Below are 13,576 nucleotides of genomic sequence, written 5' to 3' on the forward strand. Positions count from 1 at the left end.
ACATGCTGGATTACATGAACCAGGGCGGAAGCATCATGTGGATAATCGGCGCGCTGTCGCTTATCGCGGCCGCCATCGTGGTGGAGCGGATCATCTTCTTTCACAAGGCCTCCACAGATCCCGAAAAGCTGGAGGCGGCCTTCGGTAAAGCCGTCTCCGCTGGAGACGTCAAAGAGGCCTGGCGTGTGGTCGAATCCTCCGACAGCTCCATGAACCGCCTCTTCAAAGTGGCGTTAACCCACTGGAACATCTGCACGGAGGACATGAAACTGCTCACGGAGCAGCAGATACGCCGCGAGATCTACCGCTGGGAAAAACACGTCTACATCCTGGAGATGATCGGCAAGATCGCGCCGCTGCTAGGGCTGCTCGGCACCGTGCTCGGCATGGTCGAGATGTTCCAGTCGCTGCACATCGGCGGGCAGATAAGCGCCGCCACCGTCACCGGCGGCATCTGGAAGGCGCTCTTCACCACCGTCGCCGGCCTCACCGTGGCCATCCCGACGATATTCGTCTGCGGCCTGCTCAACTCGCGTATCGACAGCGAGGACGAGACCCTTCGCAGAGGCGCGGACTTCCTCCTGCGCGAACACATAGCCGCTGGCGGCGGTAAAAATGGCGGGACGCAGAAATAGACGCCACGCGGAGATAGACATCACTCCGCTCATAGACGTTCTCTTCATGCTCATCATCTTCTTCGTCCTCACAGCCTCCTTCGTGCAGGGCAAGCTCGACGTGCAGCTACCCTCCGGCGAGGGAAGCTCCGCCGATATGCAGGGGGCGGTGATCGTCACCGTCGCCGCCGACCGGAAGATATTCTGGAACGGACGGGAAGTGACAAAGGAAGAGCTCAAAAAACTCGCCGCCGCCGCGAACGGCCGTGAAATGCTCGTCGCGGGAGACGAAAAAGTTCCCTACGGCGAAGTCGCCGCGCTGCTCTCGCTGCTGCGTAAAGAGGGCGTCACCTCCGCCGGACTCATGCTCTCGGGAGAGGGCGCGCAATGACATTTCTCTCCGGCGAGCGGGGCAGATGGGCGGCGGCGCTGCTGATCTCCCTGATACTGCACTGCGCCCTGATATTCATCTTCAGCGGCGCGAAGGCCGAAAAAAAGCCGGAACCGGTAATGAACGTGAAACTCGTATTCGCCCCCGCCGCCGCGGGCAATAACGGCGGCTCCGGCGGCGGAAAGACCGCGGAAAAAAAAGCGCCGCAGCCTAAAAAAGAACAGGCCGTAAAGTCGGTACAAAAACAGCCAGCGGTTAAAAAGAAAAAAGAGGCCCCCATAAAAGAGATATCCGCGCGTCCCGCGGAGAACAAAGAGACAACCGCGGCCGCCGAGACTACCGCCGGCGCGCCGGCGGAAACGGCGACCGCCACAGACAGCGCGGGAGATGGAAGCGGAACGGGCGGCGGAGGCGGCACCGGTGCAGCCTCCGGCAGCGGTACGGGCGAAGGTACTGGCTCCGGAGAGGTAAGCGGCATCGCCGACGTCAACTCGCTTGAGGTGACGCACAAAGTGCTGCCGGACTACCCGGCCTTCTCACGCAAACGCAAAGAGGAGGGCACCGCCGTGATAATCGCCGCCGTGGAAAACGGCCGCGTACAAAGCGTTGAGATAGAAAAGACAAGCGGCTACGACCGGCTGGACAACTCCGCGCTGCGCGCGGTCAAAGGGTGGCGCTTCCGCCACAAGGGGCGCATACGCGTGAGAATACCTTTCGTATTTAAAATAAGATAACTATATCTTATCAGCTCTGCTATATAATCCCAGCGTAATTGCGCCTGCCATAAAGTACCCGTGAAATAATGGCGGCGTCATCTCCATAGAGACGGTATAAAACGATATAGTTATCAACAACAGCCTTACGATATCCTTTAGACGATAAGAAAACATCTTCACAAAGGGGATACATCCTCGGATTGGATAATACTTTCCTGTAACAGGCTTCAAGTTTGGAGATAAAAGAGCTCGCCGCCGCCGGGCTTTGCAGAGAGTTGACCATATAGCCGATGATCCCATCGATATCATCCTCCGCGTCTTCGGCTATCAAAAGCCTACAAGCCATATTTCGACCTCGCGGCATCCAGTGATTTAAGCGCCTCTTTTACCCGCCCTTCGGCGATCGATTTTTCGGCCTCGCTGATTTTTCGATATACCATACTCATGTAGTCATATTTTTCATAAGTTTCCACACTCATAATGACCATATCCCCATAACCGTTTTTCGTGATGAAAATAGGCTCGGAAGCGCCTTTGCACATCTCTGAAATCTCGCTTGTCTTCTTCAGCTCACTGATCGGGATAATTCTTGGCACCTTATTATCTCCTTTAAATACTATATTTATAACATAATTATACCATATAAAATATAATAATTAAGCATGCTATCCTAAAAATAATGACACGAGAATACCGGTAAAATATTCACAAATATCAGATAAAAGAAAAATATTGACGAAAGCCCCACATTGAGCGTATCATAAAGTTGAAATCAAATAGTGATGCAGATGCTCGGGAATCAGGTGCAAATCCTGAACGGCCCCGCCACTGTAACCGCGACGAAACCGCGACGCCACTGAGAACGCTGTTCTCGGGAAGGCGCGGATAGGCGGCGAAGCAGCGAGAAACAAGCTGTGTAAGCGCCTATGCAGAGCAGAATCTATGCTTTGCAGGAGGATGAACGGAAGCCAGGAGACCGGTCTGCATGGAAGTTGCGGCAATCTCTGCGCGGGCGGAGGTTGTCAGGTGCGTTTAGAAACATGCTGTCTATTCGCCGACAACTTTTGCAAGACCGCCCGCGCGCGGTCTTTTTTTATTGCCCGCGCAAACTTTATCCAGAAGGGAAGCAGTAATATGAACGAAACAGAGGTGAAAATGAGCGGATTTCCGCCGGTCTCCTTTGAAGAGTTTGCCGTTCCCACGCGCGAAGAGTGGTACAACGAGGCGGTGGCGGCCCTCAAAGGCGCGCCCTTTGATAAAAGGATGTTCACGCCGACCTACGAAGGCATCACCCTTGAACCGATCTATACTCTCGCCGACAATGAGGAGCTGCTCAACATAAGCGGCATGCCCGGAGAGGCGCCCTTCCTGCGCGGGACGAAGAGCTCCGGCTACATCGCCGAGCCGTGGAAGATCGCCCAGAGCGCCTCGGACGTACTGCCGAAAGAGGCCAACGAGGTCGTGAAAAACGAGCTGGCCAAGGGAGCGACCATCCTCCACTTTGAGCTTGACGAATGCACGAAGCTCGGACGCGACCCCGACCCTGAACTCTTTAAGGGCGACTACCGCGGACTTTCGCTGACGACGCTCCGCGACGCCGACGAAATGCTTAAGGGGCTTGATTACACGAAGGTGCCGCTCCACATCTACGCCGGAGCCTCCGCCGTCTCGGTGCTGGGGCTGGTCGCGGCGCAGGCCAAAGCCACGGGAGCCAAAGAGAGCCTCAAAGAGGCCAAAGGCTGCATCGGCGCCGACCCGCTGGGAGAGCTCGCCGAACGCGGGACACTGCCGCTGCCGATCGACGAACTCTATGACGAGATGGCTCTCGCCATAAAATGGGCGCAGAAAAACGCTCCTCAGATCAAAACGATACTGGTTCGCGGCGACGTCTATCATAACGGCGGCGCGAGCGCCACACAGGAGACCGCCTACGCGATGAGCGCGGCGATCGCCTACATCCGGGCGATGCGCCACCGCGGTATTGAACCGGAAATTACCATGTCACACATAAAATTCAGCTTCTCCCTGGGCACCAACTTCTTTATGGAAATCGCCCGCATCAGGGCCGCGCGTACCGTTTGGTCGCAGATCGCCGAGGCATTCGGCGCCGACGCCGACGAGTATGGAAAAATAGACATCATCGCGCGCACCTCGCACTTCACCTCTACCGTATATGACCCCTACGTCAACATTCTCAGGGCGACCACCCAGGCCTTCTCCGGCGCGGTCGGCGGCGTCGACGCGATGCAGATCAGCTGCTTTGACGACGCCATACGCCCAAGCGGAGAGATCGCGAAGCGTATCGCGCGCAACATTCAAGTAATGCTTCAGACCGAGTTCGACATGCTCCAGCCCGTCGACCCGGCAGGCGGCTCGTGGTACGTCGAGCGCCTCACGGCGCAGTGCGCCGCCGCCGTCTGGGCGATCCTTCAGGATGTGGACGCCGAGGGCGGTATGTATCCCGCGCTGAAAAAGGGCGTCATTCAGGGAGAGATAGAAAAAATACTCAAGAGCCGCCTCAAAAACCTCGCCTTCCGTAAGGACAGGGCCGTCGGCACCAACATGTACCCCAACACCCTTGAAAAACCGCTCGAAAACATGTTCCCCCGCGGAGAAAAACTCTGCCGCGAAAGGAAAGAGGCCGTCGCCAAATTCCGTGAACTGACGGACGAACAGCATGCCGCGGAATCCCTCGAAAAAATTATGGACAACATCCACGAGGGCGACGCGAAATTTCTCGACGCCGTCATCGAAGCCTTCATGGCGGGCGCCACCGTCGGCGAAGTGAGAAAAGCGCTCAACGACAGCTTTGAGGGCGAAGAGAGCGTAAAGGCGATCGGGACGCACCGCTGGACCGAACAGATCGAGGCCCTGAGAAAAACCACTGAAGAGTTCACCGAGCGCACAGGCAAAACCATCCGCGTATTCCTCGCGAACATGGGACCGATACCGCAGCACAAGGCGCGGGCCGACTTCAGCGCCGGTTTCATGGAGGTCGCGCACTTTGAGGTGCTGAGAAACAACGGCTTCCCCACGCCGGAAGAGGCCGTCAAGGCCGCCGTCGAATCGGGAGCCGAGGTCGCCGTCATCTGCTCCACCGACGACACCTATCCCGAACTGGTACCGCCGGTGGCGCGCGGCATCAAAGCCGCCCGTCCGGAGATGCGTCTGCTGCTCGCGGGCGCGCCTGCCGCGGAATACAAAGATTCATATATCGAAGCCGGCGTTGACGACTTTATCCACGTCAGGGCCAACTGCTACGAAATACTCAAATCGATACAGGAAAAGGCGATAACGGCCTCCGGCTGCCCGTCGGCGGACGAAAATCCTCGTAAAGGGGAGGGACTCTAAATGTCATCTTCAAATCCCGATTTCACAAAGATCCCTCTGAACATAGAGCCAAAAAGGGCCATGAGCTATGAGGAATGGAAGAAAAAGGTCGAAAAAGAGACCGGAAAATCATTTGAAAGCCTGCTGCACCGCACAATGGAACAGATCGAAGTCGCCCCGCTCTACACCAAGGCCGACTACGAGGGCATGAACCATCTCAACTACACGGCGGGGCTGCCGCCCTTCCTGCGCGGCCCCTACCCCACCATGTACGTCACGCGCCCCTGGACAGTGCGTCAGTACGCGGGCTTCTCCACCGCCGAAGAGAGCAACGCCTTCTACCGCCGCAACCTCGCCGCGGGACAGAAGGGGCTCTCCATCGCCTTCGACCTCGCGACACACCGCGGCTACGACTCCGATCATCCGCGCGTCGTCGGAGACGTCGGAAAGGCGGGCGTCGCCGTCGACTCCATCCTCGACATGGAGATACTCTTCTCCGGCATCCCGCTCGGGCAGATGTCCGTCTCCATGACGATGAACGGCGCGGTCCTTCCCGTCCTCGCCTTCTACATCGTCGCGGCCGAGGAACAGGGCGTCGACAAATCGGTGCTCTCCGGCACCATCCAGAACGACATCCTGAAAGAATTCATGGTCCGCAACACCTACATATACCCGCCGGCGCCGTCGATGAGGATCATCGGCGACATCTTCGCCTACACCTCGCGGAACATGCCGAAATTCAACAGCATAAGCATCTCCGGCTACCACATGCAGGAGGCGGGAGCGACGGCGGATATCGAGCTCGGCTACACGCTCGCCGACGGGCTTGAATACATCCGCACTGGACAGGCGGCGGGACTCGGCGTCGACGACTTCGCGCCGCGCCTCTCATTCTTCTGGGCGATCGGCAAAAACTACTTCATGGAAGTGGCGAAAATGCGCGCCGGACGTATGCTCTGGGCCAAAATCGTCAAACAGTTCGGCCCCAAAAAGGCCAAATCCATGGCCCTGCGTACCCACTCGCAGACCTCAGGCTGGAGCCTCACGGCACAGGACCCCTTCAACAACGTCGCGCGCACCTGCGTCGAGGCGATGGCGGCGGCCCTCGGCCACACACAGTCGCTCCACACAAACGCCCTCGACGAAGCCATCGCGCTGCCGACCGACTTCTCGGCCCGTATCGCGCGAAACACCCAGCTCTACATCCAGGACGAGACCAGCGTCTGCAAAGTCATCGACCCGTGGGGCGGCTCCTACTACGTAGAGGCGCTCACCGACGAACTCATCCGCCGCGCCTGGGGCCACATCCAGGAGGTCGAGGCCCTCGGCGGCATGTCCAAGGCCATCGAAACCGGCCTGCCAAAGATGCGCATTGAAGAGGCGGCGGCGCGCCGCCAGGCCCGTATCGACTCCGGCAGTGAAAAGATCATCGGCGTCAACGCCCTGCAGCTCGAACAGGAAGACCCCATCGACATCCTTGAAGTCGACAACAGCGCCGTGCGTGACGCGCAGATAGCGCGGCTCGCGAAACTGCGCGCCAACAGGAACCAGGAAGACGTCGACAGATGGCTCGCGGCCATAACCAGATCTCTTGAGACGGGAGAGGGCAACCTCCTCGAATTTGCCGTCGAAGCGGCGCGCGCGCGCGCCAGCCTCGGCGAAATATCCGACGCCGTGGAAAAGGCGTCGGGAAGGCACAAAGCCGTCATCCGTTCGATCTCGGGCATCTACAGCAGCGAATTCGCGGAAGAGGACATCATCGAAGAGGTCCGCAGAATGACCGACGAATTTGAAGAACGCGAAGGCCGCCGTCCACGTATCATGGTCGCCAAAATGGGACAGGACGGACACGACCGCGGCGCGAAGGTGGTCGCCACCGCCTACGCCGACATGGGCTTCGACGTGGACATCGGACCGCTCTTCCAGACGCCGGAAGAGACCGCGCAGGACGCGGTCGACAACGACGTCCACATCGTAGGCATGAGCTCGCTCGCCGCTGGGCACAAGACACTGCTGCCCCAGCTCGTCGAGGAACTTGAAAAACGCGGACGCGGAGACATCATGGTCGTAGCCGGCGGCGTCATTCCGGCGCAGGACTACCAGTTCCTCTACGACCACGGAGCGGCCTGCATCTTCGGCCCCGGCACGGTGATACCGGCGGCGGCCAAAGAGATGCTCGAGAAACTCAACGAGCGCCTCGCGGCAGCCCACGTCTAGGCTATGCGGGAAAACCTTCGTCCGGACTGGCAGCCGGAAGACGCCGGCGCGGAATTTGCCTGCTCCGTGATGCCCGGCGTGCCGCTCGCGAGCGGCCACAGCGCGGCGGCGCGCGGCGCCGCGCCTGCAAAGGCGAGGACCGCGCTGACGGCGGAGGACTATGCGCAGGGAATATTGGCCGGCGACCGCGTCATGCTCTCACGGGCGATAACCGTGATCGAGAGCAACGCGCCGAAACACTTTGAACTCGGCCAGGAGATAATACAGAAGATACTGCCTCACAGCGGCAAAGCGATGAGGGTAGGGATAACGGGCGTGCCGGGTGCGGGAAAAAGCACCTTTATTGAAGCATTCGGCACCTACCTCTGCGGCGAGGGACTCAAAGTTGCGGTCCTCGCCGTGGACCCCTCCAGCTCGCTCTCAAGGGGCAGCATCCTTGGAGACAAGACGCGCATGGAAAACCTCGCGCGGGAGAAAAACGCCTTTATTCGCCCCTCCCCCTCCGGCGGGTCGCTCGGCGGCGTCACCAGAAAAAGCCGCGAAACGATGCTGCTCTGCGAAGCTGCCGGATACGACGCCGTTCTCGTTGAGACCGTCGGCGTGGGACAGAGCGAGACCATGGTGCGTTCGATGGTCGACTACTTCCTCGTCGTCGTCATAACCGGCGCGGGGGACGACCTGCAGGGCATAAAAAAGGGAATCATAGAGCTCGCCGACAGCATTCTGGTAAACAAGGCCGACGGCGACAACAAAATGAAGGCGATGATGGCGCGGGCCGACTACGACCAGATCCTCCACTACCTGCGCCCAGCCACCGAAGGCTGGAAGACGAAAGCCTACACCTGCTCCTCCATAACGGGAGAGGGCATAGCGGATATGTGGGGCGTTATAAAAGATTTCCGGGATAACGTGACAGCCTCTGGAGTCTTTTCTAAGCGACGTAAAGAACAGACCATCGAATGGGTCCGCGCGATGACGGCGGAGTACCTGCAAAACAAGATCGCGCAGAACGCGGAACTCACGAAATGCAGAGAAGACATTGAAAGGAAGGTGATCGAGGGAGCAATTACCCCTACAGTAGCAGCGAAGGCGGTGATCGGCTCCATGGAGAGACTGCTTTTCACGGGAACAAACGAAACATAGGCACCACAAAAAACCACACACACAAAAAGCACATTCCGCCGCGGCGCGGCGGGGCCGCACACTCCACCCCGCCGCGGTGACCACTTAACTTAGCTATCTTGATGAGATATGCGCAGTATCTCATCTTTTCAGATAGAGTCATCTCTTCAGCAGCGGCCTCCGGTCTCGTCAACCGGAGGCCGTCTTATAAAACAAAGACGGCGCGCCGAGAAAACCGGGACGTCAATACCAAGAGATGAGACCGGCCGCCAAACCACCGGCACAGGGACCACAACCATGAACCATCCGGTCCCGCCCTTACGGTGAAAGCGCGTCAATAACCGGCAATACCATAGTTTCCCGCCGCCCCCGCGGCGGGGAAGTTTCTCCTCCGCAAATCAGAGGCCGGAGATATCCGGCCTCTGATTATTTTGATTATCTCTCAAGCAAGTAAACAAAACAAAAAAAGTCTCACAACACAACAAAATATCCCATTTGACAAAGCAATAGGCTAGTGATAAGTTACAACTAAGGTGCGTAAATTACGTACCGTTACAACTGAATAATTTCCACGGAGTACGGGAATCCGGTCAAATGCCGGAACGGCCCCTGCCACCGTAATCGGTAAGCAAAATGCCGGAACTGCGGAAATCGCAGATTCGCGCGAAGTGCTTATGCGGAGCGAGATACGCAACACAGCCTCCGCAGACGAAACCGCAATATGCCATTGCCCTGTTACGCAGGGTGAGAAGGCGCGGGATAAGCGAGAAAACAAATCGCTTATACAGAGTGAAAAAATTACGCTCTGTTGAGGACGACCGAGAGTCGGGAAACCTGCCGCGGAGAGAACTCGGCTTTAAATGCGCAGAGGGCGCATGGCAGCGGCTGACCGACGTAATAACTCATACGCGGGAGACGGTGTCACAACCTCTCCCGCGTATATTTTATATATCTACGGAGGTCATCATCTTGCGAGGCAAAATGCTTGTTATCCCCCTGTTTACACTTTTGTTTACATTACTAACAGTATCCCCCCTAACATGTAATCTCATTGTTAGCGCAGAGGCAGCCGACGCACCGGTAAAACTGCCGGAGGAGAAGATCACCGCCGACGCCGAAGAAGAGGACAAGCTGCTCCTCTCGCCCGGCACCGTCACCGTCATCAAACCACAGGAGATGAAGGGAGAGCAGAAAAATCTCCCCGAACTCCTAAAACAGGTCCCCGGACTTCATATCATCGAACTCAAAGGACGCGGCGCCTACACCACCGCCTCCGTACGCGGCAGCACCGCCTCGCAGGTAGCCGTCTACGTGGACGGCGTCCTCATGAACCTCGGCAGCGAATCCGCCGTCGACCTCTCCACCATCCCCGTCGAAAACGTAGAACGCATCGAAGTCTACCGCGGCTACATCCCCGCCCGCTTCGGCGGCGCCTCCCTGGGCGGCGTCATCAACATCATCACCAAAAAGCCGGACGGCAAAGGAGAGGGCACCCTGCTCCTCGGCACCGGATCATACGGCAAATTCCGCGCCAACGCCACCTACAGCACAAAACTAGGCGACGGAAACATCTTCGTCGGCCTCACACGCGACCAGGCCAACGGCGAATTCTCCTACCTCAACACCCGCAACGAATACGACCCCGCCGACGACTACTGGGCGAAGCGCAAAAACAACTCCTACCAGAACACAGACGCCCTCATCAAATGGCAGAACGACAGCTGGACCATCGAAGGGGCCTGGAAACGCAACGACCGCGACCTGCCCCTGCCCGTCATCGGCATCGAAAACGACCGTTCATGGGAAAAAGGCCCCAAACAGGTGACCGACCAGATGAGCTTCGCGGCCACCCACCGCCGTAAAATAGGCGACCTCGACCTCGGCCTCAGGCTCGAATACCTCAACCAGGAAAAGAAATACGACGACCCCAAAGACGGAGACAACCAGTTCGGCCTGCCGGGCTCCTCATACAAACACAACAAATACGTCACCGACCGCTACGGCGTGGCGCTCGACGGCTCGCTGCCCATCGGCGACAGCCACCTGGTGGAATTCCTCTGGAACTACTACGACGAGACCCTGCGCACCAAGGGCGACGTCATCAGCCGCTTCTACGGCATAGAAAAACACACCCGCTACGCCTGGAACGCGCAGATACAGGACACCATCAGCATCGGAGAAAAAGACAACCTCTGGCTCACGCCGATCATCCGCTGGAACGCCGCCGACGGGCGCACCGAATTCTCCGGCGGCGCGGCGATCAACTACAAATTCGACGACCACTGGAGCGCGAAGGCCACCTATGGCAGCTACAACCGCGCGCCGAACATGTACGAACTCTACGGGGACGGCGCCTTCGTCATCTCCAACACCTCCCTTGAATGGGAAGACGGCACCCAGTGGGACGTCGGCGTCACATGGAAGGGAGAAATGCTAAAAGCCAAAAGCGAAGTGACCCTCACCTACTTCGGCAGCCACGTCAACAACCTCATCGAATACTTCGTCGTCAACCCGCAGTACGGACGCTACGAAAACGTCGGCAACGCGCACATCCAGGGCCTTGAGCTCGAAGGCTCCCTCAAATGGGAGGACTGGGAGATATACGGCTCCGCCACCTGGATGGACGCCATCGACAAATCAGACGACAGCGCCTTCGACGGCGTGCGCATCCCCAACCGCCCCGAATACGAGGGCTTCCTGCGCGTGGCGCGCAACAACCTGCTCAAAAGCAAACGGCTGTCGGCCTTCGCCGAGGCCCGTTACGTCGGCAACAACTTCTACGACCGCAACCAGGAGGTCAAACAGGACGACCTCTTCACCGTGGGGTTCGGACTGCGCTACAGCATCAGGGAAGACCTCAAGCTCATCGTCGGCGTAGACGACATCTTTGACAAAGCGCCGGAGGTGCTCTTCCTCGCCGAGGGCTACGGGCCGGACCGCACCATGTGGTACCCGCTCCAGGGGCGCACCTTCTACGCCTCGCTGCTGTGGACATTCTAAGTGAACCGCCTGTCAAACGCGCCATCGGCGGACGGACTTACAGCCATAAAAGACCGAGAAAGAAAAGAGGCATTATAAAGTGACGACAAAACTGACACGAAAAATCACCGCCCTGCTGACGCTCCTGCTGCTCCTCGCGCTTGCGGCTCAGCCGGCGCGCGCGGACATGCTCTTCACGCGCCAGACCACCTACAGCGACCCCGTCTCCCTCGGAATCATCGTCGGCGACAAAGCCCCCTTCTCGCCGCTGCAGTCCAACATGGGCGGCAACCAGGGCAACGGCATCCGCCCCTTCCTCGACGCCAAGGGGAAGCTGCGCGTCGCCCTCACCTTCTACACCGGCGTCGGCAGCGGCACGCCGGACACCGTCAACGTCTTTGACCCCGGCGCCAGGGCGAACTGGGCGACCCCCTCCAACTGGAACACCCCCGTCAAACAGTTCACCTGCTCCGTGAAAAACATCCGCGCCATGTCGACCATCGGCAACTATATTTACGCGGCCGGTTATGACAGGCCCCTCATCTCGCGCGTTGTCATGACCAACGACGCCTACGTGGAAAACAAAGTCTGGACCCACCCAGACGGCGGGGGCAAACACGGCGAGGGGCTCTTCACCTACGCGGGATACCTCTACGCGATATTCAGCAGCACGCATGGAGACCCCATGCAGCCCGACGTCACATACAGCCCCAACCAGATATGGAAGTTCGACAAAGACCTCAACGTCGTCGCCAGCGCCGACATGGCCGGCCTCAACATAGACGGCCAGAATCCGGGCGTCTACACCCGCGTCGGCAATAAACTCTACGTCTGCAGCTTCGGCGGCTACCAGGTGACGACGGGCGGCTACAACCACAACACCACCGTCGAAGTCTGCGACCTCACGACGCTGAAGTCAACGCGGCTGCTGCGCGGCGAAGAGACACACCAGCGGTTCAGCGACTGGGTCTACATGTTCAGCGGACTCGCCTTCCTCGACGATAAGGTCTACCTCCACGGTACCACCTGGACCGCCCCCGCCGGTAAAGAGGGCAGCCACGAGATAGTCGTCTACGAGACGACGGCGGACAGACTCGCCTCGGGCGACATCGGCACGCGCATCGCCAGCTTCGTCGGCGACTACGGCATTCAGATGGGACTCAACTACGACCCCACGACGGGCTACCTCTGGGCGCACGCCGGGGACAGCATCGCGCGCTACAACGGCGGGACCAGCTGGACGGAATATGACAGCGTCGCGCTGAAAGGCACACTCTCCGCCTCCGCCCCCATCGCCGCCCCCTCCACCGGCGGCTCCGGCGCCGTCATCCCCACCGCAGTGCCCGTGGAATCATCCGACATCTCCGTGGCCGGCGCGGCCGTCGCCGCCGTGACCCCCAACGTCGACGCCCCCGCCGCGCTGGCGCAGGCCGTCAGCGACGGCAATTACGCCGGCGCGGTAACGAGCGGCGACAGCTTCGGCGGGCTCCTGCCCCTCTGCTCCATAACGCTGGATCTGGACCACGCGGGATCAGAATCGGCGGACTTCACGATCGAGGGCTTCGACTACACGCCGCAGACCGGCGGCGCCCTCTGGGCGATGGTGCGCAAAAAGGCGGGCATGGGCGGCCTCTACGACATCTTCCCCGCGACGCTGACCGGCAGCACGCTGCGCTTCACTATAACGGGCCTCTCCGACTACTTCACGGAGAACACCGTCGTCATCGCCGAGACGACCCCCGTCGAGATACCCGACGAGCCGGAGCCCTGGAGCGGCGACGGCGCTGGTACCGGCGGCTGCGAGACCGGCGCCGCGGCGCTGGCGCTGCTGGCCTTTATCCCCCTGGCCCTTCGCCGGTGGAAAAAGAGATAGAGAGTACAAAAAGCGGAAAGACGAAGGGAGTGGGCGGGAGAGACAAAAAATGACCCTATCGTTAGCGGGAGCGCCGCGGCATTCACCGGCGGCGCGGAGAATAGGTAACAGAGAGAAGAAGGAGGAAACAACCTTGAAAAAATTTAAACTTGCTTTCTTATTGGGCATTATCGCGCTCTTTTGCTTCGCGGCGGCGGTAATGGCAGCACCGAAATTAATTATGATCAACAATTTACCTCATACGATGACCTCAAGCTCACATATTGCATTTGAAGTCCAGGATTATGATCCGAGTACCCATTATTGGAAAGCAGGTGACAATATATCAGCCCCA

At 58.9% G+C, this 13,576-nt stretch carries 10 protein-coding genes and 2 riboswitches; of the genes, 8 read left to right on the forward strand and 2 right to left on the reverse strand.

What is annotated here, in order from left to right:
- Window positions 1-2: 2 nt before the first annotated feature.
- The 3 genes from BED41_RS13575 to BED41_RS13585 are packed head-to-tail and all read left to right on the forward strand — an operon-like array spanning window position 3 to window position 1,739.
- A complete protein-coding gene (locus BED41_RS13575; protein ID WP_066747427.1) occupies window positions 3-635 on the forward strand; it encodes a MotA/TolQ/ExbB proton channel family protein in 633 nt (210 codons plus the stop codon).
- Window positions 616-1,005: an ExbD/TolR family protein gene (locus BED41_RS13580; protein WP_066747429.1), complete on the forward strand. Its 390-nt coding sequence runs from the start codon at window positions 616-618 to the stop codon at window positions 1,003-1,005. Before BED41_RS13575 ends, BED41_RS13580 begins: the two co-directional genes overlap by 20 nt.
- Complete coding sequence (locus tag BED41_RS13585) at window positions 1,002-1,739, forward strand: energy transducer TonB (protein WP_066747432.1); 738 nt, start codon at window positions 1,002-1,004, stop codon at window positions 1,737-1,739. Before BED41_RS13580 ends, BED41_RS13585 begins: the two co-directional genes overlap by 4 nt.
- Window positions 1,740-1,758: 19 nt before the next feature.
- Here BED41_RS13585 and BED41_RS13590 read toward each other — a convergent pair whose 3' ends face one another.
- Window positions 1,759-2,067, reverse strand: a complete 309-nt coding sequence (locus tag BED41_RS13590; protein WP_066747434.1) for a type II toxin-antitoxin system RelE/ParE family toxin — start codon at window positions 2,065-2,067, stop codon at window positions 1,759-1,761.
- On the reverse strand, window positions 2,057-2,317 hold the full coding sequence (locus BED41_RS13595; RefSeq protein ID WP_066747436.1) for a type II toxin-antitoxin system Phd/YefM family antitoxin: 261 nt from the start codon (window positions 2,315-2,317) through the stop codon (window positions 2,057-2,059). The genes BED41_RS13590 and BED41_RS13595 overlap by 11 nt, the downstream gene beginning before the upstream one ends.
- Before the next feature lie 173 nt (window positions 2,318-2,490).
- Window positions 2,491-2,720: riboswitch (cobalamin riboswitch) on the forward strand.
- 135 nt (window positions 2,721-2,855) lie between these two features.
- Here BED41_RS13595 and BED41_RS13600 point away from each other — a divergent pair.
- From BED41_RS13600 to BED41_RS13620, 5 genes are all read left to right on the forward strand, one after another.
- Window positions 2,856-5,072 carry a methylmalonyl-CoA mutase family protein gene (locus BED41_RS13600; protein ID WP_066747439.1) on the forward strand — a complete coding sequence of 739 codons (2,217 nt, stop codon included), beginning with the start codon at window positions 2,856-2,858 and terminating at the stop codon, window positions 5,070-5,072.
- The gene (gene scpA, locus BED41_RS13605; RefSeq protein ID WP_066747442.1) at window positions 5,073-7,268 is read left to right on the forward strand and encodes a methylmalonyl-CoA mutase; all 2,196 of its coding nucleotides are present in this window, start codon (window positions 5,073-5,075) and stop codon (window positions 7,266-7,268) included.
- 3 nt (window positions 7,269-7,271) lie between these two features.
- Window positions 7,272-8,411: a methylmalonyl Co-A mutase-associated GTPase MeaB gene (gene meaB / locus BED41_RS13610; RefSeq protein ID WP_066747446.1), complete on the forward strand. Its 1,140-nt coding sequence runs from the start codon at window positions 7,272-7,274 to the stop codon at window positions 8,409-8,411.
- 493 nt (window positions 8,412-8,904) lie between these two features.
- Window positions 8,905-9,246: riboswitch (cobalamin riboswitch) on the forward strand.
- Between the two features lie 113 nt (window positions 9,247-9,359).
- The gene (locus BED41_RS13615; RefSeq protein ID WP_084002474.1) at window positions 9,360-11,390 is read left to right on the forward strand and encodes a TonB-dependent receptor plug domain-containing protein; all 2,031 of its coding nucleotides are present in this window, start codon (window positions 9,360-9,362) and stop codon (window positions 11,388-11,390) included.
- A 79-nt stretch (window positions 11,391-11,469) separates the two neighbouring features.
- Complete coding sequence (locus tag BED41_RS13620) at window positions 11,470-13,242, forward strand: Synerg-CTERM sorting domain-containing protein (RefSeq protein WP_066747450.1); 1,773 nt, start codon at window positions 11,470-11,472, stop codon at window positions 13,240-13,242.
- Window positions 13,243-13,576: the final 334 nt, after the last annotated feature.

The sequence above is a fragment of the Cloacibacillus porcorum genome (genome assembly GCF_001701045.1).
Classification (GTDB): domain Bacteria; phylum Synergistota; class Synergistia; order Synergistales; family Synergistaceae; genus Cloacibacillus; species Cloacibacillus porcorum.